The organism is Oleiharenicola lentus (assembly GCF_004118375.1).
Lineage (GTDB): Bacteria > Verrucomicrobiota > Verrucomicrobiia > Opitutales > Opitutaceae > Lacunisphaera > Lacunisphaera lenta.
In genome coordinates, this window is sequence record NZ_SDHX01000001.1 from 631,470 (window position 1) to 653,668 (window position 22,199).

General features: G+C 65.6%; 24 protein-coding genes. 11 read left to right on the forward strand and 13 right to left on the reverse strand.

Annotated features, from left to right (window positions below):
• The first annotated feature begins 11 nt into the window (after positions 1-11).
• From ESB00_RS02570 to ESB00_RS02585, 4 genes are all read left to right on the forward strand, one after another.
• A complete protein-coding gene (locus ESB00_RS02570) occupies positions 12-1,679 on the forward strand; it encodes a phytase (protein WP_129046164.1) in 1,668 nt (555 codons plus the stop codon).
• A gap of 127 nt (positions 1,680-1,806) precedes the next feature.
• Positions 1,807-3,033 carry a hypothetical protein gene (locus ESB00_RS02575; RefSeq protein WP_129046165.1) on the forward strand — a complete coding sequence of 409 codons (1,227 nt, stop codon included), beginning with the start codon at positions 1,807-1,809 and terminating at the stop codon, positions 3,031-3,033.
• A 199-nt stretch (positions 3,034-3,232) separates the two neighbouring features.
• Positions 3,233-3,811: a DUF4114 domain-containing protein gene (locus ESB00_RS02580; RefSeq protein ID WP_129046166.1), complete on the forward strand. Its 579-nt coding sequence runs from the start codon at positions 3,233-3,235 to the stop codon at positions 3,809-3,811.
• 119 nt (positions 3,812-3,930) lie between these two features.
• Positions 3,931-4,509 (forward strand): PAS domain-containing protein, encoded by a 579-nt coding sequence (locus tag ESB00_RS02585; RefSeq protein WP_129046167.1) that lies wholly within the window; start codon positions 3,931-3,933, stop codon positions 4,507-4,509.
• 9 nt (positions 4,510-4,518) lie between these two features.
• On the opposite strand, the gene ESB00_RS02590 is transcribed toward ESB00_RS02585, so the two are convergent.
• Together ESB00_RS02590 and ESB00_RS02595 are read right to left on the reverse strand one after the other, a co-directional pair.
• Positions 4,519-4,950, reverse strand: a complete 432-nt coding sequence (locus tag ESB00_RS02590) for a hypothetical protein (RefSeq protein ID WP_129046168.1) — start codon at positions 4,948-4,950, stop codon at positions 4,519-4,521.
• Positions 4,951-5,351: 401 nt separating this feature from the next.
• A complete protein-coding gene (locus tag ESB00_RS02595; RefSeq protein ID WP_129046169.1) occupies positions 5,352-5,906 on the reverse strand; it encodes an SRPBCC family protein in 555 nt (184 codons plus the stop codon).
• A 103-nt stretch (positions 5,907-6,009) separates the two neighbouring features.
• On the opposite strand from ESB00_RS02595, the gene ESB00_RS02600 reads away from it, so the two are divergent.
• Entirely contained in the window at positions 6,010-7,179 is a 1,170-nt protein-coding gene (locus tag ESB00_RS02600; RefSeq protein ID WP_129046170.1) for a flagellar basal body-associated FliL family protein, read from the forward strand.
• A 16-nt stretch (positions 7,180-7,195) separates the two neighbouring features.
• Here ESB00_RS02600 and ESB00_RS02605 read toward each other — a convergent pair whose 3' ends face one another.
• From ESB00_RS02605 to ESB00_RS02615, 3 genes are all read right to left on the reverse strand, one after another.
• Positions 7,196-7,873 (reverse strand): MarC family NAAT transporter, encoded by a 678-nt coding sequence (locus tag ESB00_RS02605; RefSeq protein ID WP_129046171.1) that lies wholly within the window; start codon positions 7,871-7,873, stop codon positions 7,196-7,198.
• Positions 7,874-7,994: 121 nt separating this feature from the next.
• Entirely contained in the window at positions 7,995-9,107 is a 1,113-nt protein-coding gene (dusB, locus tag ESB00_RS02610; protein ID WP_129046172.1) for a tRNA dihydrouridine synthase DusB, read from the reverse strand.
• Positions 9,108-9,118: 11 nt separating this feature from the next.
• Complete coding sequence (locus ESB00_RS02615; protein WP_129046173.1) at positions 9,119-10,270, reverse strand: MalY/PatB family protein; 1,152 nt, start codon at positions 10,268-10,270, stop codon at positions 9,119-9,121.
• Positions 10,271-10,503: 233 nt separating this feature from the next.
• On the opposite strand from ESB00_RS02615, the gene ESB00_RS02620 reads away from it, so the two are divergent.
• Both ESB00_RS02620 and ESB00_RS02625 read left to right on the forward strand, forming a co-directional pair.
• Positions 10,504-10,941: an Hsp20/alpha crystallin family protein gene (locus tag ESB00_RS02620; RefSeq protein WP_129046174.1), complete on the forward strand. Its 438-nt coding sequence runs from the start codon at positions 10,504-10,506 to the stop codon at positions 10,939-10,941.
• 48 nt (positions 10,942-10,989) lie between these two features.
• Positions 10,990-11,406 (forward strand): Hsp20/alpha crystallin family protein, encoded by a 417-nt coding sequence (locus ESB00_RS02625; protein ID WP_129046175.1) that lies wholly within the window; start codon positions 10,990-10,992, stop codon positions 11,404-11,406.
• 168 nt (positions 11,407-11,574) lie between these two features.
• Here ESB00_RS02625 and ESB00_RS02630 read toward each other — a convergent pair whose 3' ends face one another.
• A complete protein-coding gene (locus ESB00_RS02630) occupies positions 11,575-12,546 on the reverse strand; it encodes a TerC family protein (RefSeq protein WP_246026399.1) in 972 nt (323 codons plus the stop codon).
• Between the two features lie 136 nt (positions 12,547-12,682).
• On the opposite strand from ESB00_RS02630, the gene ESB00_RS02635 reads away from it, so the two are divergent.
• Positions 12,683-13,933: a mechanosensitive ion channel family protein gene (locus ESB00_RS02635; RefSeq protein WP_129046176.1), complete on the forward strand. Its 1,251-nt coding sequence runs from the start codon at positions 12,683-12,685 to the stop codon at positions 13,931-13,933.
• Positions 13,934-13,977: 44 nt separating this feature from the next.
• Here ESB00_RS02635 and ESB00_RS02640 read toward each other — a convergent pair whose 3' ends face one another.
• From ESB00_RS02640 to ESB00_RS02655, 4 genes are read right to left on the reverse strand one after another with little or no spacing between them, the layout of a single operon-like run.
• Complete coding sequence (locus tag ESB00_RS02640; RefSeq protein WP_129046177.1) at positions 13,978-15,111, reverse strand: ABC transporter permease; 1,134 nt, start codon at positions 15,109-15,111, stop codon at positions 13,978-13,980.
• Entirely contained in the window at positions 15,108-16,037 is a 930-nt protein-coding gene (locus ESB00_RS02645) for an ABC transporter ATP-binding protein (protein WP_129046178.1), read from the reverse strand. The genes ESB00_RS02640 and ESB00_RS02645 overlap by 4 nt, the downstream gene beginning before the upstream one ends.
• Before the next feature lie 26 nt (positions 16,038-16,063).
• Complete coding sequence (locus ESB00_RS02650) at positions 16,064-17,029, reverse strand: HlyD family secretion protein (protein ID WP_129046179.1); 966 nt, start codon at positions 17,027-17,029, stop codon at positions 16,064-16,066.
• Entirely contained in the window at positions 17,007-17,645 is a 639-nt protein-coding gene (locus ESB00_RS02655) for a TetR/AcrR family transcriptional regulator (protein ID WP_129046180.1), read from the reverse strand. The genes ESB00_RS02650 and ESB00_RS02655 overlap by 23 nt, the downstream gene beginning before the upstream one ends.
• Positions 17,646-17,742: 97 nt before the next feature.
• Between ESB00_RS02655 and ESB00_RS02660 the strand changes: the two genes are divergently transcribed.
• Entirely contained in the window at positions 17,743-18,168 is a 426-nt protein-coding gene (locus ESB00_RS02660) for a thiol-disulfide oxidoreductase DCC family protein (protein WP_129046181.1), read from the forward strand.
• An 89-nt stretch (positions 18,169-18,257) separates the two neighbouring features.
• Here ESB00_RS02660 and ESB00_RS02665 read toward each other — a convergent pair whose 3' ends face one another.
• The gene (locus ESB00_RS02665) at positions 18,258-18,701 is read right to left on the reverse strand and encodes an RNA recognition motif domain-containing protein (RefSeq protein ID WP_129046182.1); all 444 of its coding nucleotides are present in this window, start codon (positions 18,699-18,701) and stop codon (positions 18,258-18,260) included.
• A gap of 239 nt (positions 18,702-18,940) precedes the next feature.
• Here ESB00_RS02665 and ESB00_RS02670 point away from each other — a divergent pair, with 239 nt between their 5' ends.
• Both ESB00_RS02670 and ESB00_RS02675 read left to right on the forward strand, forming a co-directional pair.
• Positions 18,941-19,252: an SWIB/MDM2 domain-containing protein gene (locus tag ESB00_RS02670; RefSeq protein ID WP_425465752.1), complete on the forward strand. Its 312-nt coding sequence runs from the start codon at positions 18,941-18,943 to the stop codon at positions 19,250-19,252.
• A 168-nt stretch (positions 19,253-19,420) separates the two neighbouring features.
• Entirely contained in the window at positions 19,421-20,395 is a 975-nt protein-coding gene (locus tag ESB00_RS02675; protein WP_129046184.1) for a DMT family transporter, read from the forward strand.
• Positions 20,396-20,461: 66 nt separating this feature from the next.
• On the opposite strand, the gene ESB00_RS02680 is transcribed toward ESB00_RS02675, so the two are convergent.
• Together ESB00_RS02680 and ESB00_RS02685 are read right to left on the reverse strand one after the other, a co-directional pair.
• The gene (locus ESB00_RS02680) at positions 20,462-21,226 is read right to left on the reverse strand and encodes an alpha/beta fold hydrolase (protein ID WP_129046185.1); all 765 of its coding nucleotides are present in this window, start codon (positions 21,224-21,226) and stop codon (positions 20,462-20,464) included.
• Positions 21,223-22,074: a DMT family transporter gene (locus ESB00_RS02685; RefSeq protein ID WP_129046186.1), complete on the reverse strand. Its 852-nt coding sequence runs from the start codon at positions 22,072-22,074 to the stop codon at positions 21,223-21,225. Before ESB00_RS02685 ends, ESB00_RS02680 begins: the two co-directional genes overlap by 4 nt.
• Positions 22,075-22,199: the final 125 nt, after the last annotated feature.

Sequence of the window (22,199 nt, forward strand, 5' to 3'; positions counted from 1 at the left end):
GGCCTATTTCCATGAACAAATTTTTCTCCCTCCTCGTGGCGTTGGCTGGATTGCTGTCTGCGGTCTGTGCGCAGACCGGGCCGGTGGCTTTCCGCGCCGACCTCCCGGCCGGCACCGCCTGCACGATCGACGCGCGCCAGCTGCACCCCACGCAGTTTTCGCACGGCTGGCGCGAGGTCGTCCACAAGCAGGCCAAGATGGACGCGATGTCGCCCACGGAGCTGAAGGCCTACCTCATCAAGAAGGACGTGCCGGTGGTCATCGGACCCGGCGGCGTGCCCTACCTGACCGACGGGCATCACACGCTGCGCTCGCTGATCGAGTCGAAGCATGCGGACAAGACCGCCTACGGCCACATCCTCGCCAACTGGTCCGACCTCGCGCCGGCCGAGTTCTGGGCGCGCATGCAGGCGAACAATTATGCCTATCTCAAGGATGGCCAGGGCCGGCCGCAGCCGGCGTCAGCTTTGCCCGCCAGTTTGCTCGCGATGCAGCGCGATCCCTGGCGTGGCCTGGCTTGGGGCGTGATGGAGACCCACGGTTTCCACGAACGAAAGGATGTCTTTTTCCAGGAATTCCGCTGGGCGGACTACTTTCGCGACAAGGTCGCGTGGGACGAGGCCGACGACGAGGCGTTCGAGGATGCCGTGAAGGCGGCTTGCGTGCTCGCGCAGTCGCCCGCTGCCGCTTCGCTACCGGGCTATCGCACCAATGCCGTGCAGCCGCGCGTCATCACCGAGCCGGCCAAGCACGACACCGACGACCCGGCGATCTGGATCAACCGGGCCGACCTTGCGAAGAGTCTCGTGATCGGCACCGACAAGAACTCCGACGGCGCGCTGCTCGCCTACGACCTGGCCGGAAAGATCGTTCACCGCGTGACCGGTTTGAAGCGGCCGAACAATGTGGACCTCGCTACCGGTTTCCCGCTCGGCGGCCGGCGGGTGGATATCGCGGTCGTCACCGAGCGCGAGCAGAAGCGCCTGCGCGTGTTCACGCTGCCCGATCTTGCCGCCGTTGATCGCGGCGACCTCGTCGTGTTCAACGGCGACCCCGAGCGCGCGCCGATGGGCGTGGCCCTTTACCAGCGCCCGCGCGACGGTGCGATCTTCGCTATCGTCGGCGGCAAGTCCGGCCCCGCCGAGGGCTACCTCGCGCAATACCGGCTCGAGGACGACGGCACGGGCCAGATCAAGATGACGCTTGTGCGGCAATTCGGCGCCTACAGCGGCCGGGCCGAGATCGAGGCCATCGGCGTGGATGCCGAGCTGGGCTACGTTTATTACTCCGACGAGACTTTCGGCGTGCGCAAATACGCCGCCGACCCCGACGCACCCGATGCCAACCGAGAGCTCGCGCTCTTCGGCACAACCGGCTTCGCGTCCGACCACGAGGGCATCTCGATCTACCCGAAGTCCGGAGGGCAAGGCTACGTGCTCGTGTCCGACCAGCAGGCCTACCGTTTCCAGATCTTCCCTCGCGCCGGCACGCCCGGCAAGCCGCACGATCACCCGATGCTGGCGGCCGTGGAAGTGGCCGCCATCCAGAGCGACGGCAGCGACGTCACACCGGTTGAACTGCCGGGGTTTCCGGGCGGGCTCTTTGTGGCCATGACCGAGGGCAAAGTCTTCCACTTCTACGCTTGGGCCGACCTGGCCAAGGCGGCGGGGTTGGAGTGAGGAGGTTGGGCCAGTCTTTGACTGGCCATTGCTCCCGCATACTGAGGTGGCTGATCGGAGACCGGCCCTACGCCCAACGCTGCATTTGCGGGCTTTCAAAAAGGCCGCGGACGCCTAGGTTCGCGGGATGAAACGTTTTTCTCCGCTGCTCGCCCTGGCGCTTTGTCTGACCCTCCTGAGCTTGCCGCTGCTGGCGCAGTCGGCCGCCAAGCCCGAGGCGAAGGCCGTCAAGACACCGGGCCTCGAGCTCGCGGCGCTGGCCACGCAGGTGACCGGCATTGCGATTTCCCCACTTCTCGGCGTGAGCGCCGTCGGAGCCTACCAGTATTTCCAGGCGGACACGCCCGAGAAGAAGGCCAATCTGCCGTGGTTCGCGAACCCGGCGTTCTGGGCGGTCGGCATTCTCGCCGTGGGCGCGGTGGCGGCCAAGGACGCGGCGGGCGCAGCATTGCCGCCCGGCTGGAAGAAGCCGCTCGATATTCTCGAAACCATCGAGAACAAGGCCAGCGGGCTCGTGGCCGCGGGCGCGGTGATTCCCTCGCTGGTCACCTTTGGCTCGAAGCTCATCATGGAATCGTCTGGGCTCGGTGACACGGTGGTGATCCACACCGGTGGACTGGCCATGCTGCCGGTGGCCGCGTTCGACGTCAGCTGGCTGTTGAGCCTGCTCATGGTCCCGTTGTCGGTGGTGGTTTTCGGCGTGGTCTGGCTGACCTCGCATGCGATCAACGTGCTGATCCTGATCAGCCCGTGGGGCGCGATCGACGCCGTGCTGAAGGGCGTGCGCACCTCGCTGCTCGGCCTCGTGACGGCGACGGCGTGGATTGATCCGGTGGTCGGCGCCACGCTGTCGGTGCTGATCATTATCATCGCCTATTTCACGGCCGGCTGGGCGTTCCGCCTGATGGTGTTCGGGTCGGTGTTCTGCTGGGATTTCTTCACGGTGCGGCGCAAGCGCTTCAAGCTCTATGCCGACGGCAACAAGGTGTTCACCGGTTCCGAGTTCGAGGGCGTGCCGGCCCGCACCTATGGCCGGCTCAACCAGGCCGCCGACGGCGCGCTCACGCTCAAGTTTCGTCCGTGGCTGGTGCTGCCGCTGCGGGAGGTGCCGGTGCCGCGCGAGGGGCTCGTGGTCGGCAAGGGCGTGTTCTACTCCGAAGTGCTCGGGCACGACGCGAAGACGGACAAGAACCGCACGCTCTTGCTGTTACCGCCTCGTTACTTAGGGCACGAGGAACTCTTCGCCCGCACCTACCACATCACGGGCACCTGTGAAGTCGGCCTGCGCCGCGCGTGGAGTTGGATCAAGGAGGCGATGGGTATGGGTTCAAGCAAGACGCCGGCGCCCGCTTGAATATCGAGTAATCCAGCAAGTTCGCGGCCCCGTTGAAGCGTAGGAATTGCTTACAAAGTCCAGGTTGCAGGCGCATGAAGGCAGGCAACAGATGCGAGGCTGCGATAAATATATTACTAAGCAGGATAGTCACTTGCATGACATCCTGCGACTCTGATTCGCGTGAGGCATACTGCATGCTAACCGGGGCTCACCCCCAATGAAAACCACCCTTAGTCAGTTGATTAAAGCATCCATCGCCTCGGCCGTATTGGCTCTGGCCATTCCGTCGGCTCACGCTGTTCCGATCCTCGGCGGCAGCGTGGTCGTCGAAAACGACGGTGAAGTCGTTGCCAAGTTTTTGGGCCATACCGCTGGCTACACCAACTTGCTCTTCCTCAGCTCTCCCGGCAATATTCTGGGCACCATTTTCAACAACCAAGTGACGCCGGTCGGTTCGACGATGAGCCTGGGCAACTTCACAGCCGGCACTGAATTGATTTTCGGTATCTATGTGCAGAACACTGGTTACACCTACTACAGCGGACCGGCAAACCGCAACCCCGATGGGCTCGTGCATGCCGTGGTAGATGATGCTTACTCCCCCACTGAAACCTATGTCGGATTTGAGGATCTTTTCGGGGGTGGCGACATGGATTACGACGATCTCAATTTCTCGTTCACCAATGTGAAGGGAACCACCCAGCCCCCGGGCGTTCCGGATTCCGGCGCCACGGCTCTCCTGAGCGCCATGGGTTTGGTCGCGCTCTTTGCGATTCGTAAGTCCGTGCGGCGCTGAAGGCGCCAGCCTGTTTTACCCAAAGCCCCGCGGCTCCAAGCCACGGGGCTTTTTTGTGTTTGGCTGACAAAGATGAATCCAGTTTTTACTGAGACGCGTAGTAACCTACGCCTTTATTCATGCTCGCAGACAACCTACAAGACCGAGCTGTCCTCTATGCCTCCGGCGAAATGACCGCGCTGGATCGCGAGGCCTTTGACGTTTTGATGGAGTATCACGGTGTCCTGAGGGCGCATGTCGCTGCTCTGCATGAGGTGTTCGCCGCTGCTGTTACCACACCGGGTATGGCTTACCGTCAGGCACCTGAATTTCTAAAAGCCAGAATTTTGGCCGATCTAGGTGACCCGCCGCCACCGCCACAACCACCGGCCTTGGTGGTTACAAACCCTCTCGGTTTGGTGGAGTGGGTTAATCCAGTCTTCACCGCAATGTGCGGCTACAACTTGGACGAACTCCGTGGACGCAGGCCGGGGCAGCTCCTGCAGGGTCCGGGCACGGATCGCGCGGCCGTCGAGCGCATCCGTGTCGCATTGCGGGCCCGCCGGCCCTGTCGGGAGGAGCTGGTCAATTATCACAAGGACGGTTCGGCCTACCGGGCCGACGTGCAGATCATGCCGGTGCTCGACGACGACGGGAACCCGCTGTGGTTCGTGGCCAAGGAACGGTTGCTGGCCGGAGACCCGATTCCCGCGCGCTGAATGCGATTTTCAGGCCGGCGCAGACGGGCGCAGCGCCCGGATCAACCGCTGGGCCGTCACGAAGGTGGCGCACAGTGCGAGGCAGAAGAGATTGTCGTCCCAGGCCGGGGAAAAGAGCAGGATGAAGCCCTGATCCTTGATCAGGGCCGAGTAACTCGACACGCAGAACGGCATGAGAAAAAGCCGGAAGCGCGTCCAGCCGTCCAGCGGACTGCCGGTGGTGGCGGTGCTGAGGATCAAGGCCAGGCCGATGAGGCCGCTGATCCCGAGCGAAGTCAGCCACAGCCGGGGCGCCGGATCGAAATGCCGGCTCACCATGCCCACATACCAGCAGAGATAGCACCAGAGAATGACCTTCGGCCAACGGAGGGAGCCGAGATAGCGCAAAGGCAGAAACAGAGGGGAGGCGGAGGGCGGCACGGGGCAGGCCCAGCAGGCCATGTGCCGCGGCGGCCGGGTGCGCGGCGTGTGCGCGGCGGCGAGTGGATGGGGTCGGGGACCTCCTCACCTCAGAGGTCGGGCCGCGCCTGCGGGGCGCGATTCGCGCCGGGGGGCAAGGCGCTTGAAGACATCGCGGAACCGGATCGAGCACTGGAGGCGGCGCTGGCCGTCGGAGTCGAACTTTGGGTTGAGCTGGATGACCGCCTGGTTGAAGGGCAGACTTTTTTTGGGCCTAGGTGCCCCGCGGCGCAGCTCCTTGATCGGAAGCGGCGACTCCTTGATCAGTCGGTCGAACTGCCGCAGGTCCTCCAAAGTGACCGGGCCCCAGAGGCGGCGTCAGAGCTCCGGGACAGCTCCCGGGGCGAGCAGGAACAGGCCCGACTGCAACAGGAGCAGTCGCCTCACTTCTCGAGGTAGGCGCCGAGGGCGTCGAGTTTCTCCGCCCAGTAGGCCTTCATCTTTTCGGCCACCTCGGGCGAGGGCAGCTTGCCGTGCTGCGGGACCACCTGGCACTTCAACGGGCCCTTCGGCCAGAAATTCACGCTGAGCAGCGTCTCGTCGGCCCAGAGGATGCGGATGGATTTGTGCGGCGTGGCCTTGCGCACGGTGAGCGGGGTGCGCGGCAGCCATTGCTCGCGTTGGGCGGCCTCGCGCCAGGCGGCGAAGGCGCGGTCCACGGGGGCGGCGATGGTGCGGGCCACACTGATTTCGAAGCCGTCGGTCTTCTGGTGCTTGAGTCTCAAGCCGCGCGCCTGCTCGTAACCGACAGTCACCATCTGGCCCCACCAGTCGGCCAGCCGGTGTGTGCGCTGCAATCTGAGCGCGATTTCCTTGTGGGGCAGCTTGGCGGCGCCGGCCTTGTCGAGGACGGCAAACCATTCCGCCCAGGTCCGCCCGGTGGCCTTCTTGACGGCGACGGAACTGATGCCGCCGTATTGGTCCGCCGCGCGTTTCATGAGGGCAGGCTAGGCGGGCCCCTGCCACGTCACAAGACAGATGACGGCACCCGCGAAATCTTTTTGTTTTCGCCACGCGACTAAACTGCTAGGCGTTCTGGCCATGAGCGAAGAGAACACGCCCAAGCTCCGCCTGAAGCCCAAGCTGTCTGCCGATCCTGCGGCCGCTCAACCTGCTCCCGCGGCTCCCGCCCCGGAGCCAGTGCCCACGGCCCAGCCTGCCGCCGAGGAGCCCAAACTGGTGCGTCTGAAGCCGCGTCTGTCGCCGGCGCCCGAGCCTGCGGCCGCTCCGGCGGAACCCGCCGCGGCTCCGGCTGAACCGGTCCCGGAGGCCCCTGCCGAGCCTGTGCGCCTCAAGCCGCGCTTGTCCGCCGCGCCCATGGAGACAGCGACTCCGGCCCCTGCCCCCGAATCTCAACCCGCCGCCGAGCCGCCACCCTTGGTGGAGGCTCCTTCCGAGGCTGAGTCGGCCCCGAAAACTCCGGTTAAATTTGGACTCAAACCCAAGGCGGCGGCGACTCCGGCTCCTGCGCCCGCAACCGATGCCCCCCCGCCCGCGGCCGATGCCCCGCCGCCGGTGTTGAGCGCGCCGCCTCCGCCCAAGCCGGCGGAAGTCGCCGATCCGGCCAAAGCCGCGCCCGCGGCCTTTCCTCCCCCGACAAAATTTCCTCCCCCGCCCGGGCTCAAGAAAGCCGTGGCCGAGGCCAGTGTGCAGGCTGCCCGCCCGCAGGGCGCCCCGGCCAAACCGGGTTCCAAGAAGAAGCTGATCATGCTGGCCGGTGGGCTGGTTGCCCTGCTCGTGCTCGCGGGTGGTGGATTTTTTGCCTACCTCCAATTCACGGCTGAGCCGCCACCCCCGCCGCCCAAGCCGAAGCTGGCCGCCCAGCCGGTGACCCCGCAGGCCCAGGCCGTTGCGGCCGCCCAGAAGGCCGTGGAGCAGGCCGAGGCCGCCACGGTTGAGCCGGTGAAGGAAATTGTGGCGCCAGCACCAGCCACGCCCGCTCCGGCGGCCAACCCGCCGGAGGAAGCCAAGCCGGTCGAGCCGCCTCCGCCGCCCCCGCCCAGCGTGGCGTTCCGCGGCTGGGTGCAGAATCTCAAGATCGGTGGCGTGCGCGGAGGCGCGAATCCCCGCATCTTCCTCGGCGGCACTTCCTACAAGCCCGGCGATCTCGTGAACCCGCAACTGGGCATCAGTTTTGAAGGCTACGACGACGCCACCCGCCTGCTGACCTTCAAGGACAAGACCGGAGCTGTCGTGCAGCACCGGCATTGAGCCGCGCACCGTTTGCTCAGCCCGACAACACGCGGCGAATGCCCTGGAGCAGCGCCGGGTCGGTGGCGATGCCCAGCACGCCGTTCACCACAAACTGCACGCCGATGCTCATGATGAGGAAGCCCATGATTTTGGTCATGGCGTTGACCCCGACCGGGCCGATGAATTTCACGAGCCCGCCCGACATGCGCAGCACGGCGTAGGTCAGGAGCGCCACGGTGATGATGCCGGCGATGATCGCCGCGTAGTCGATCCAGCCCGTGGCGAGCGAAGTGAAGCCGAGCGTCACGGCGATGGAGCCGGGACCGCTCAGCATCGGCATGGCGAGAGGGGAGAAGGAGATGTCCACCTTGCGGCGCGCGGCCTCCCGTTGCTCGGCCTCGGTGGAGGCGTCGGCCCGCGGCGCGCGCAGCATGTCCATGCCGATGCGCGTGACGAGGATGCCGCCGGCGATGCGCAGCCCGGGGATCGAGATGCCGAAAAAATTCATGATGAACGTGCCGCCGATCAGGAAACTCACGAGGATCGCCACCATGTAGAGACAGCCCTTGAGCGCCTGCTCGCGGCGGCGTTGCTCGCTGTCGCCCTCTGTGATGGCGAGAAAAGTCGGCCCGGCGGACAGCGGGTTGATGATCGGCAGCAGGCCGATCAGGGTGCCGAGGTAGATGCCCCAGAGGTGGAGGAGGTCCGACATGGGATCAGGTTGCGGAGGCGGGCCGCGTTTGGCGAGCTTGGCGTATGACACGGAACCAAGGCCTGACTTTGGACGGCCCAAAACGCATCGCCGAAGCTGCGCGACCGGTCGGAGACCGGTCCTACCATGTGTCCACCGGGCCCTTGGGCACGGGGATGGCGTCGCGGCGCATCACGGCCGGGTCGTCGTCATCGCGCATGAACGAGGCGACCATCGGGTCGGGCCGGTATTGCGGCTTCAGTTCGCCGCGCTCGTCGAGGAACTGGCTGCGCCACTGCTCATAGTGCGCGAGCAGGGCCTCGAACTCGGCGCGGGAGCTGAACTGCGTGACGCCCTTCTTGAACTCGCGCGCGGGACCGAAGCGTTTCGCATACCACGACGCAGGCTTGCGGAAGAGCCGGCAGCCGTGGTCCTCGCCGAAGACCTCGATCATCAGCTCGAGATGGCGGCGCATCACCTGGGCCCGCTCGGGATAACCGGCCTCCGGGCGCAGTTCGCCAGTCGCGAGATAGTGGCGGGTGTCGCGGAAAATCCACGGATTGTAGAACGCGCCGCGGCCGATGCTCACGCCGGCGCAGCCGGTCTCGTCGAACATCTTCTTCGCGGCCTCGGCCGTGGTGACGTCGCCGTTGCCGATGACGGGGATGGACTTCACGGCTTCGACGACCTGGCGGATGCCGGCGAGATTGACGGTTCCGCCGAAGCCTTGGGCGCGCGTGCGGCCGTGCACGAAGATCGCGGCCACGCCGACATCCTCGAGCACGCGCGCGAGGTCGGGGGCGGTCAGGTTGTTCTCATCCCAGCCGAGCCGCATCTTGGCGGTGACGGGAATTTTCACCGCCTCGACCATGCCGCGGACCAGCGCGGCGGTCTTGTCGAGTTCGGTCATCATGGCCGAGCCGCCGCCGACGCTGACGACCTTCTTCACGGGGCAGCCCATGTTGATGTCCACGGCGGCGATGCCAAGTGACTCGACCAGCAGCGCGGCGTCGCGCATCTCCTCGGGCACGGAGCCGAAGAGCTGGACGGAGAGGATTTTCTCCGCCGGACAGGTTTTGATCAGCTGGAGACCGCGCGGATTCTTTTCGAGGATCGAGCGCGCGTTGACGAGATCGGTGGTCGTCCAGTCCAGGCCGCCGATTTCGCGCACCACGAGCCGGAAGGGCAGGTTGGTGTAACCCGCCAGCGGCGAGAGGAACAGGTTGGAGGCGAACTCGTATGGGCCGATGCGCATGCGGCGGGGGCTCAGCGCGCAGCGACGGCGCGCTGGAGGCGATGGAGCGCCTCGGTGAGGGTGGCGCGGGTGCAGCCGAAGTTGAGGCGCACGAATTTGCCGGCGGGCGCCCCGTATTGGGCGCCGTCGGCGAAGCCGAGGCCATGTTGCTCGAAAAAATAGCCCGCGTCCTTCAGGCCGAGCGCGGACACGTCGAGCCAGGCGAGGTAGGTGGCCTCGCAGGGCGTCATGGTGATCATCGGCAGGTGTTCGCGGAGGAACGAGGAGATGAGGTCGCGATTGCCGCGCAGGTAGGCGAGCAGGGCCTGGCGCCACGGCTCGCCCTCGCGGAAGGCGGCTTCGCAGGCGGCGTAGGAGAGCGGGTTCATCTCCGGCACGATGCCGGCGCCGGCGCGGACGAATTGCGTGCGGAGCTTCGCGTCGGGGATGACGGCGAACGAGCAGCCGAGGCCGGCGATGTTATAGGTCTTGCTCGGGGCCATCAGGGTGATGGAGCGCGCGGCGAGTTCCGTGGAGAGCGAGGCCGTCGGGATATGCGGCAGATGGTCGAGGATGAGGTCGCAGTGGATCTCGTCGGACACGAGCACGAGGTTGTGCCGGGTGCAGAAGGCCGCGACCTGTTCCAGTTCCGCGCGGGTGAAGACGCGGCTCACGGGATTGTGCGGGCTGCAGAGGAAGAGGATTTTCGTGCGGGGCGTGACGGCGCGTTCCATGGCCGCCCAGTCGAACACATACCGACCGTCGGCGCCCGGGACCAGGGGCACGCCGATGGTTTGGCGGGCCTGATTGGTCGGCGCGCTGATGAAGGGCGGATAAATCGGGGTGGCGGTGAGGATGGCGTCGCCGGGTTCGCCCACGGCGCGGGCGGCGAGGTTGAGGCCGGTGACCAGGCCGGGGAGCCACACGATCCAGTTGGGTTCGATCTTCCAGCCGTATTGCCGGGCAAGGTATTCCACCGTGGCCTCGACCAGCGAGGGCAGGGGGCCGGCGTAGCCGAACACGCCGTGATCCGCGCGGCGGTGGAGGGCGGCGACCACGGCCGGCGGGGCCGCGAAGTCGGTGTCGGCGATCCACAACGGAATGATGTCGCGGCCGGCGTATTTGCGCCACTTGCGGCTGTCGCTCTGGGCGCGGTCAATTTCCTGGTCGAAGTCGAAATGCATGTCGGAAAGCGGGATTGAAACCGCGAGCCCCGCGGGAGCCACGGAAAAACGTTCTCTGGGACGGACTTTCCCGGTCCGTGAGTCACACAGCGGGGCGAAATTTCCCACCTGTTTTGTGTGGCTCTGATGCAAGTCCCGACTTTTTCGACGGTTGCGTCATCCGGAGTGAGCGGCACGCGGGGTGCACCTTGGTGCCAACCCGTATAACCCACAACCACAGGAGACATCCTACCATGAACCGCATCATCCGTTACACCTATCCCCGCACGGCCAGCCTGATTCCCGCGCTGGCCAACCGCAGCCCTTGGGCCGCCCTGGAGTCCGAGATGGACCGCCTGTTTGAGTCCACCTTGGGCGACTTCGCCGCGCCGGCGCTCGCGCCCCGCTTCCCCGTGGATCTCTACGAGGACAAGGACAACACCTACGTCCGCGCCGAACTCCCGGGTGTAAACCGGGACGACATTAACGTCGAAATGGTTGACGGTTTCCTGACCATCAACGCCACCCGCAAGCACAAGGATGAGACCTTCACGCTGAATCGCTCTGTCTCGATCCCCGAGGCCGTGCAGGCCGACAAAGTCGGCGCGAGCTACGAAAATGGGGTGCTGACCGTCACCCTGCCCAAGCAGGAGCAGGCCAAGCCGCGCAAAATCAACATCTCGGTCAACTGAGTCCGCATCCCCGCTTCATCAATCCCATCAATCAAAGGAGACACCACCATGAGCATTCTCAATCAGATCGTTCCGCGCCTCAGCCGTTCGCTGACCCGTCGTGAAAACGGCGAGGCCCAGTCCGCCAACGCCGAACCGGAGTTCACCCTCAAGCCCGCCTACGAAGTCACTGAGAGCAAGGAAGCTTGGGGACTTACCGCCCACCTGCCCGGTGTGAACAAGGAAGGCCTCGAACTCACTGCCGAGGAGGGGCGCGTGATCGTGCGCGGACGCCGTGCCTGGCAGAAGCCCGAGGGCTGGACCGCCGTCTATCGCGAGTCGGTCGATGCGCCCTACGAACTCGTGTTGGAGCACGACAACACCGTGGACGCCGACAAGATTCATGCGGAGCTGAAGGACGGCGTGCTGCGGGTTTCGCTGCCCAAGGCCGAGGCGCTCAAGCCCCGTAAGATCGCTGTGAATTAAGCCCGATTCCAGCCGGACCAAAACCTTGGTCCGGTTCGGCATGGAATAAGCTTTCTACTGGGCAATCAGTCCGGCGACTTAGGGGTAGGTCGCCGGGTGACCTGCCCGCCACAAGCGGGCAACTCCGCCGGGAGCCTGACTACAGGCCCCGGCGGTTTCTTTTTTGTCCTACGGGGACTTCGGGACCTTTACCGGGATCAGCACCGAGGCGAGGATCGAGGCGGCGAGCACCGTCGCGATGAAGGACAGCGACCAGCCGATGGGCACGTGGAAGCTGAAGTAGGTGGCGAGCATCTTGCAGCCCACAAAGACCAGGATGACCGAGAGGCCAATATTGATGAACCGGAAGAGCTTCATCACGCCCGACACCGCGAAGTAGAGCGAGCGCAAGCCGAGGATCGCAAAGATGTTCGAGGTGAAAATGATGAATTCGTTGCGGGTGATCGCGATCACGGCCGGGATTGAGTCGAGGGCGAACATCACGTCGGTCGTCTCCACGATCAGGAGCACGAGAAACATGGGGGTCGCGTGGAGCTTGCCGCCGACGCGGGTGAAGAAGTTGCCGCCATCGAACTGGTTGGTGACCGGCATGACCTTGCGCGCGAGCTTCACGGCCGGGTTTTTCTCGGGGTCGAAGCCATCCTCCTTCTTCGGCTGGGCCAGCTTGATGCCGGTGTAGATGAGGAACGCGCCGAAGACGTAGATGATCCAGTGGAACTTGTTGATCAGCGACACGCCCGCGAAGATGAAGATCGCGCGCATGACCACCGCGCCGATGATGCCCCAGAACAGCACGCGATGCTGGTAGCGAGGCTCCACCCGGAAATACTGGAAGATGACGATGAAAACGAAGACGTTGTCCACGCTCAGGCAGAGCTCGATCAGGTAGCCGGTGAAAAACTCCAGCGCGGGTTTGCTGGCCTCCGTGGCCGGCATCTTGAGCGCGACGAGAAGATTGAACGCCATGGCGAGGGCGAACCACACGCCGCACCACGTGAGGGCCTCCTTCAGCGAGACCTCATGGGCCTTGCGGTTGAACACGCCCAGGTCGAGCGCGAGCATGGCGGTGATGAAAACGAGGAACCCGGCCCAGGCCCACCAGGGCATGGCACTGAACATGGCGGCAAGCGGAAGGGACATGAGGGGGCGGAGTGTGGGCGGTTCCTCGTGTCCGGTGCAAGCGGGGAGTAGGGGGCTGCGTGCGTCCGGGGGCAGCCTTCCCCGGACGTCGAAACCTTTGACAAGCCCGGGTCGGACGGTTGATTGCCCAGTCCGCATGAAAGTCCTCCGTCTTCTCCTGCTCTTCGTTGCCCTGCTGGCCGCCGGGTTCGCGCAAGAATCCGCCGCCGACAAGCCGGCCGCCGGCCCGGAAGTCACCACCCAGGCCGCCGCTGCGGTTGCCGTTGGCCAGGCCGAGCCGCATGTGCCGGATTTTCTCGAGCATCTCGTGGATGAGATCCTCGGCATTTTTGACATCCGCAGCAGCGGCAACACCTGGACGCACTACGCCATCGCGCTGCTGATCACGCTGATTGCCTATGTGCTGCGCAAGGTCGTCACGACCTTCATCTTCGGTTTCTTCCGGAAGCTCGCCGCCCGCACCGAGACGACGCTTGACGACAAGCTCTTCCCGGCGCTCGAAGGGCCGGTGAAGGCCGCCATCGTCGTGGTGGGCACGGTGGCTTCGATCAAGGTGCTCAAGTTTTCCGCCACGGCCGACCAAACGCTCGGCTACGCCTACACCGCCGCCTTTTCGCTGGTGATTTTCTGGGGGGTCCTGCGCGCCTTCAACACGGTGCTCGACCACCTGGCCGAGATCGCGGCCCACAAGCACCTGGGGGTCGCGCCGTTCATGCCTTGGATCAAGAAGACGCTCTTCGCCATTGTCTTCGTGTTCGGCGTGCTGCTGATCGCGCAGAGCCTGGGGGCCGACGTGAAGGCCGCCCTCGGCGCCCTCGGCATCGGCGGCCTGGCCTTCGCCCTCGCGGCGCAGGACACCATCGCCAACATCTTTGGGTCGGTGGTCGTCGCCATCGACCAGCCTTTCAAGATCGGCGAAACCATCCGCGTGGCCGGCAATGTGGGCCTGGTGGAGGACATCGGCCTGCGTTCGACCAAGCTCCGGCTGGTGGACAAGTCGCTGATGGTGATTCCCAACAAGACGGTCGCCGCCGAGGCCATCACCAACCTGTCGCGCTTCACCTCGCGCCGCGTCGAGCAGGTCTTCGGGCTGACCTACAATTCAAAGCCCGACCAGCTCGAGGCGGTCGTGCAGGAGATCCGCGCCCTCATCGAGTCGCAGCCCGAGGTCAACGTGCCGGATACACATGTTTACTTCCGCGACTTCAACGCCTCGTCGCTGGATCTCTGGGTGGTCTATGTCGTGAAGGATCCGGACTTCGCCAAACACATGGCGCTGCGGCAGCGGCTCAATCTCGCCATCATGCGCGCGATCGAGGCCCGCGGGCTGGCGTTCGCCTTCCCCACGCAGACGCTGCATGTGGCGTCTGCGCCGGAGAAGAAGTAACCGGCTGGTTGTCGGGCGGGGTTCGGAGGCCTCGCCCTCTAGCCTCAGTCCAGCGTCTGCCGGTAGCGCTTCACACCGACGGTCATCGCCGCGACGAGGAACAGCAGCAGCGGCCACAGGTGAGGCAGGATCTCGGCCACCCCGTTGCCCTTCAGCAGGATTCCGCGCACGATGCGCAGGAAGTGCGTGAGCGGTAGGCAGGAGCCCAGCCACTGCGCCCAGTCCGGCATGCCCCGGAAAGGGAACATGAAACCGGAAAGCAGGATCGAGGGCAGGAAGAAGAAGAACGCCATCTGCACGGCCTGCAGCTGGTTCTTGGCCAGGGTCGAGAACGTGATGCCCATGGCCAGGTTGGCGGCGATGAAGAAGAAGGCGACGACGTAGAGCAGCGGCAGACTGCCCACCATCGGCACCTGAAAAAGATACTTCGCGGCGAGGAGGATGAGCGTCACCTGCACGTAGCCGACGACGATGTAGGGCACGATCTTTCCGGTCATGACCTCGCCGGGCCGGACGGGTGTGGCGAGGAGGTTTTCCATCGTGCCGCGTTCGCGTTCGCGGGTGATCGCCAGGCCGGTGATCACGACCATCGTCATCGTGAGCACCACGCCCATGAGGCCGGGCACGACGTTGTATTGGGTGATGTTCTCGGGGTTGTAGTGCGCGTGAACCTGCAGGTCCACCGGGCCGGCCGTGCCGCGCAACCGGGCCAGCGGTCCGGTGAGGTCACGGTCCAGGGCGCTGGCCGCGAGGGTGCGCACCGCCGCCACCGCCGGACCAACCGCCGCCGGGTCGGTGGCGTCGGCCTCGACCAGCAGCGCGGGCCGTTCACCGCGCAGGAGCTTGCGGGTGAAGTCCTCGGGGATGTTGATCACAAACTGCACCTCGCCCAGCTGGAGCAGGCGGTGGGCTTCCTCCTCGGTGGCGGCCTCGCGCACCAGGGAGAAGTAACCGCTGGTCTTCAGCGCGGACACGAGGGCGCGCGCATACGGGCCCTGGTCGGCGGCACGGAGGGCGGCGGGCAGGTGCTTCGGGTCGGTGTTGATCGCGAATCCGAAGAGCGTGAGCTGCAGCAGCGGGATGCCGACCATCATGCCGAAGGTCACGCGGTCACGCTTCATCTGGATGAACTCCTTGAGCACGACGGCCCAGAAGCGATGGAAAGCGAAGCGCCTCATTTGAAATTATCCTCCGCGCGATCCATCAGGGAGATGAACACGTCCTCCAAGCTCGAGGAGATCTCCCGGCACTCGTGGGCCGGAGTGCTCACGGCGCTGATGGCCGCCGCGAGCCGGGCGGCCTCGTGCCCGCTCACGTGGAGCGTGTTGCCGAAGGCGACAACCTGCTCGACTCCGGGGCGTCCGCGCAGCGCAGCGGCGATGCGGGCGAGATTCGGGCCGGCGACGCTCCAGGTGGTGAGCCGGGCCGCCGCGAGCACGTCGGCCAGCGAGCCGCGCGTGAGCAGGTTGCCATAGGCGAGGTAGGCGAGCCGGTGGCAGCGCTCGGCCTCGTCCATGTAGTGCGTGGTGATAAGCACGGTGAGGCCTTCGGCGGCGAGGCGGTGGATCTCGTCCCAAAAATCGCGCCGGGCCTTCGGGTCCACGCCGGCAGTCGGTTCGTCCAGCAGGAGCAGCTGCGGCGTGTGGATGAGCGAGGCGGCGAGGGCCAGACGCTGCTTCCAGCCGCCGGAAAGTTCGCCCGCCAGCTGGTGGCTGCGATTGGCCAGACCGAGGCGCTCCAGGCTCTGCTGCACGGCGGAGCGCCGGTCGGGCACGTCGTAGAGGCGGGCGATGAAATCCAGGTTCTCCCGGATGCTGAGGTCTTCGTAGTAGCTGAACCGCTGGGTCATGTAGCCGACGTGGCGCTTGATGTCAGCCTGTTGCGTGCGCACGTCGAAGCCGAGGCAGGTGCCGGTGCCGGCATCGGGTGTGAGCAGCCCGCAGAGCATGCGGATGAACGTGGTCTTGCCGCTGCCGTTGGGGCCGAGGAAACCGTAGATTTCCCCGCGCTTCACCTGCAGGTCGATGCCGTTGACGACGGTCTTCGCCCCGAAGCGTTTGGTCACGCCGGTGACGTCGATGGCGAAGGAGGAGGAGGAAGGCATCGAAGGAGGCCGGCCGGAGACCGGCCCTACTTGGCCGTTGTGACTTCGACGGGCTGACCGGGGTGAAGGTCGCGGGCGACGGCGGCGTCGAAGGTCGCCTCGACCATGAACACGAGTTTGCTGCGGTTCTCGCGGTTGTAGAGGATGGGCGGGGTGTATTCGGGCTGGGGTGAAAGGTAGGTGATGCGCGCGTCGAGCGGAGACGCCCGGCCTGTGATCACAACCTGCACGCGGTCTCCGGCTTTGATTCCGCCGAAGGCCGCCTCAGGGACAAAGAAGCGGACCTTGATATTCTCCGGGGGTAGGAGAGTGACGACGGGCAGGGCGGCGGCGACAAACTCGCCCTCCCGATAGAGGGTGTCGTAAATCAGTCCGTCGCGGGGCGCCGTGACGTTCTTCTGGGCGATGGACCAGCCGGCACGGTCGAGAGCAGCCTGCGCCGCGGCGGCCTCGGCTTCGGCGGCGGTGATAAGGTCGGAGCGGGCGCCAAGCCGGGCGGTTTCCAACTGCGCGAAAAGTTCAGCCACCTGTTTGACGGCCGCCTCCTGGTTCAGCCGGGCGCGGTCGAAGTCGTCTTCGGAAGCGACTTTGGTTTCGTGGAGCCGCGTGAGCCGTTCCAGTTCGCGGGTGGCCAGTTCGGCGGCGGCGCGGGTCTGTTCGAGCCGGGCCTCGAGGGCGGCAAGTTCGCTGGGACGCTGACCTTTGCGCAGGTCCGCCAGCCGAGCCTGGGCGGCCCGGAGGCGTCCGGCCGCTTCGCCGAGGGCGGCGGATTCGGCGCCCTGCTCCAGCTGGAAGAGGGGGGTGCCGGCGGTGACGCGGGTCCCTTTGGAGACCGTCAGCTTTTCGAGCCGGCCGGCCAGCGGGGCGGCGAGATGCACGAACTCCCCTTCCAAATAGCCTTGGTAAACGGAAGACTCGCGGCGACTGCACGCCACGAGCGACAGCAGGGAAATTGCGCCGAGGGCGACTTTAGCGAGGGAAGAATTTTTCATGTTCTTTGCGGCCGGCGGGGGTGAGGAGTCCGCCGAAGAAGAGGTCGATGGCCTGCGGCAGCAGGTCGCGGGGGGCGAGGCCGAGCCGGTCGAGGGTGGCGGGCTGGAGCAGGCCCTGCATGGCATGGAGGAAGAACTCCACGGCGAGGACGGGGCTGATGTCGGTGCGCACCTTGCCGGCGATCTGACCCTCCTCGATGAAGCGGCCGAAGATGTAGGGGATGTTCTTCTGGCGCATCTCGACGAGCAGGGCGTAGAGCTCCGGGGCGAAGCGTTGAAGGTCGCGCAGGGTGCGGGGGTTGAGCAGGGCGAGGCGCTGGACGATGCCCTCGGCGAAGCCGCGCAGTTTTTCCGCAAACCCAAGGTGGCGGTTGGCGAGCAGCGCCTCAGCGTCGGCGCGGACCTCGCGGCCGAGCTGCTCGAGGACCGCGCGCATGATCTCCTCCTTGCTGCGGAAATGCACGTAGAGCGTCTTTTTGCTCATGCCGAGCTCCGCGGCGAGATCGTCCATGGTGCACGCGCAGTAGCCGTGGGCGAAGAAGTGCTCGCGGGCCTGGTGGAGGATGCGCGCGACGGTCGGGTCGGCGGGGGCGGAGGAATGAGAGGGGGAAGCCATTAAAATCCTAGGAAACTATAAAGGTATCAATAGTTTCCTGCGGCAAGCCATATTTTCCGGCGGTTGCCACCTGGAGCGTGAAAGGCAGAGTCCGCTCATGTCCGACGCTTATCGCGCACCTGTCCTGCTCTATGACGGCGAGTGCGGGCTGTGTAATTTTGTCGTGCGCCTGTTGTTGCGCACCGACCGGCAGGGCCGGCTGCGCTTCTCGCCGTTGCAGGGCGAAAAGGGGCAGGCCTACCTGCGGGTCTGGGGGCTGCCGACGGATGATTTTGACTCGCTGGTCTTCGTGCCGGACTGGGATGCCCCCGATCGCAGTGCGCCGCTGCTACGCACCGACGGCGCGCTGGCGGCGGCCGCCGTGGTGGGCGGCATTTGGCGGTTGATCACATGGGCGCGGGTGCTGCCGGCGTGGGCGCGAGATCCATTCTACAAGCTGGTCGCGCGCACCCGGTATGCGTTGTTCGGCGCATACCGGCCGCGACCGCTCGCAAAGCCGGAGTGGGGCGAGCGTTTTTTATAGGTCCGACGGGCCGCATGGCCCGTGCGATGAAAACAAAAAAGGCCGGACAGAAGTCCAGCCTCGGAAAAGTGCTCGTGGGCGAGCGTCGCTTATTGGCGCTCGTAGCCGCCGTCGCCACCGCGTTCGCCGCGGAAGCCGCCGCCGCCGCCCCGATCACCACGATAACCGCCGCCGCCCCCGCGACCACCGCGGAAACCGCCGCCACCCCCGCGACCGCCGCGGAAGCCACCACCACCGCCGCCGCCCCGGAAACCGCCGCCGCCACCCGGAGGACGCTCCTCGCGCGGGCGGGCGATGTTCACGGCGAGAGGACGGTTCTCCATCTGGTGGCCATGGAATTTCTCAACAGCCTTCTGGGCCTCATCGGCGCTACCCATCGTCACGAAGGCGAAGCCGCGCGAGCGACCGGTAAACTTGTCGAAGATGATCTCAACGACGCTGACGGTGCCAACCTGGCCGAACAGGGCTTCAAGATCCTGCGCGGTGCTGGCGAAGGGGAGGTTCCCCACGTAGAGCTTGGAGTTTTCTGACATGTGATGATGAGAGCTGATGCTGCTGCCTTGCCGCCCGTCCCCGGCTGTCGGATTTCAAATCATCACTGAACACTGGCGCTCACCTGACAATTCTCCGTGGCGGTAGAATCTAACAAACAACCAACCCAACAGCGTGCAGGCTGTCCGGACCGGCCGGGGTGGCAAGCGCCTTTTGGCCGCTCGCCGGAACGCCGGCGATGCGATTCTCCCTCTGGAAAAGTGGATTTCCCCTCTAGAAAATCATTGCCTTGGCAAATCCGGGTTCTATGACGAATAGCACTATGGCTAAAAAATCCACTCGTAAACCCAACGCCGCTTTCATGAAGCCGGTTACCCCCAATGCCAAGCTTGCCGCCGTTGTTGGCGACAAGCCGCTGCCCCGCACGGAGCTCACCAAGAAGCTCTGGGCCTACATCAAGAAGAACGGTCTCCAGGACAAGAAGAACAAGCGCATGATCAACGCCGACGACGCCCTCAAGGCCGTGTTCGGTGGCAAGGCGCAGGTCAGCATGTTCGACATGACCAAGCTGGTCAGCAAGAACCTGTCCTGATTCTCCTCTTAGATCAGACTTTGAACCGCCGCGGAGCAATCCGCGGCGGTTTTGTTTTTGGGTCTCACATGTGCTGTCATCCTGGGCGAGGCGAAAGATCCCGGCGCACGGCCGCTGCGCACATCATGCTGGATTCTTCGCTGCGCTCAGAATGACATGGCGAAGCTGATGATGAATTCCTCCGGTCCCCTTCACCGTCGTGCGATCCTCGGCCTGCTGATCGCGAATCTTTTATGGGGGCTGAGCTTTCCGCTCATCAAGGCGATGGGGCAGGAGCAGCTCCAGCTCGTGCCGGCGAGCAGCAGCTGGTTCATCACGACCCTCACGGTGGCCTCGCGCTTCGTGCTCGCGACGGCCGTGATGCTGCTGCTCGCGCGCGCGCAGCTCGCGGAACTGAAGGCGGGCGAACTGCGGCAAGGGGTGTGGCTCGGCCTGACGCTGGGCGCGGGCCTGCTGCTGCAGGTGGACGGACTCCAGTTCACCTCGGCGTCAACCTCGGCGTTTCTCACGCAGTTCTATGCGATCATGATCCCCGCGGTTGTCGCGCTGCGGGCACGGCGGTCGCCGCCGCCGGTCGTGTGGGCCTGCGCGGCGCTCGTGCTCGCGGGTGTGGCGATCCTGGGGCGGTTTGACTGGCGGGCGCTGCATCTCGGGCGGGGCGAAATGGAAACCCTGCTCAGCTCGGTCTTCTTCATGGTCCAAATCTTCGTGCTCGAAGACGCGCGCTATGCCGGCAACCGCGCGCTCGCCGTGACCGCGGTGATGTTCACGACGGTGGCCGTAGTATTCGGCGGACTCGCGCTCGTCACCGCACCGACACCGGCCGATTGCCTGCGGCCCTGGACCTCAGGTTCCTGGCTCGCCTTCCTGGGGCTGCTCACGCTGTTCTGCACGCTCGGCTCATTCACGCTCATGGTGCGCTGGCAGCCGCACATCACGGCGACCGAGGCCGGGCTCATCTACTGCATCGAGCCGGTGTTCGCGTCCGTGATGGCCCTCTTCCTGCCCGCGCTATTCTCGCGCTGGGCGGGCTTCGACTACGCCAACGAGTCGCTCACCTGGCAGCTGCTCGCCGGCGGCGGCTTGATCACGCTGGCCAATGTGCTGCTGCAGTTGAAGCCGCCGGCGAGGAGGACGGCGTAGGCGTTTGCCCATGTAGGGTCGGGCCTGGGGTGGACCTCACGGCCGAGGTCGGCGCAAGCGCCGACCTTAGAGGGAAGACGGAGCGGCAGCAGGCTTCGTGGGTGCGCGCTCTTCATTTCGCCTGAATTTTCCCTCGCGCAGGAAGGAGCGGACCTGGTCAACGACCTCCTTCCGCCACAGCATCAGGGTGTGCGAGTAGGGCACGACGAGGAAATCCTTCATGCCCTCCAGCCGGGCGGACTCGATGGTCACGGCGCCGTCGTTCTTGCCGCCGAGGGCCTGGCCGAAAACGGGATTTACCGCCACCTCTCCGGCGATGATGCCGACGTCGAAATCCGCCGGCCCGAGGGTCTTCACGATGGCGTCCTCCCCGGTGCCGAGGCGCACCAGGTTTCCGCCGAGGAATTTTTTTAGCAGGGCATTTTCCTTGGCCACATCGGCGGCGGTGCTGCCGTGATTCGGCGGGCCGATCATCACGACGCGGCCGAGGTTGGCGGGCCGGGCGTCCTTGATCAGTTTGCGCACGATCAGGCTGCCCAGGGAGTGGGTCACGAAATGCAGGCGCGGCGCACGGGCGACGTCGTGTTTCTTGAGGTGCGCGGGCAGGTATTCGCCGGCGAGCTGCTCGAAGGGCATCCGGCGCGACGGGTAGGAAATACTGACCGTGCGGTAGCCCTCGGCGCGCAGGGCCGACTCCAGGCGCTTCATCACGTAGGAGCGCATGCCGATGCCGTGCAGCAACACCACGCAGTCGGGCACGGCGGGCTTTTCGCGGGCGGGCATGGCGGTCAGACAAAGCAGGCCGGCGAGGAAGGCGAGCAGGTGTTTCATGGGGCAGGGCGGAGGGCGCGCAACCCGGCCACCGCGCGCAAGGTGACGGCGCCGAGCACGATCGCGCCGCCGAGAAGGGCGAAACGACCGGGTCGCTCCCCGAAGGCGAGCAACACCCAGAGGGGGTTGAGGAGCGGCTCCGCCACCGGGATGAGCACGGCCTCGAGGGCGGTCACATGCTTGATGGCCTTTGCGTAGAGCAGGTAGGCCAGGCCCAGCTGGACGGTGCCCAGCAGCAGCAAGGCAACCCAACCGGTGGCCGGCAGCGCGGGGGCCGACATGAGCGCGGGCAATCCGATCAGGAACCCGAGCAGGTTGCCGAGGATGATGGATTCGAGCGGAGATCCGTCCTTTTGCTTGCGCATGAGGAGAGTCATCACCGCAAAGCCCACACCGCTGGCCAGCGCCACGAGCAGGCCGGCGATGCTGTTCAGCTGAATGCCCTCGTAGAAGAAAAGCGCCAGTCCGCCGAAGACCGCCGCGATGGTGAACCAGTCGGCGCGGGTGGCGCGTTCGCCGAGGAACCAGGCGCCGAGCAGGGCGATCCAGACCGGCGCGGTGTATTGGAGCAAAATGGCGTTGGCCGCCGTCGTCATCTTGTTGGCCAGCGTGAAAAGGATGGTGCACGCGGCGTAGGCCGCGGCGGCGGCGAGTTGGAGCGGGGACCAAGTGAAGCGCAGCGAGCGCCAGGACACCGCCAGCAGGAACAGGCCGGCGATCAGGCCCCGTCCGCCGGCGGCGGCGAGTCCCGACCACTCGACGTGCTTGAACAAGAGGCCGGCAAGGCTCCAGCACAGGGCACCGCCGAGGAGGAGGCCGACGGACTTGGTGTGGGCGGGATCGCGCATGAGCCCGCCACCAATGGCGGGGCCGGGAGCACGGGGCAAGGCGCTAAGAGGAAGTCCAACTGCCGAAGCGATCGCGCCCTCGCGACGGGCGCGCCCGCCAGGTGCCAGAAACCAGGAAGGCCTAC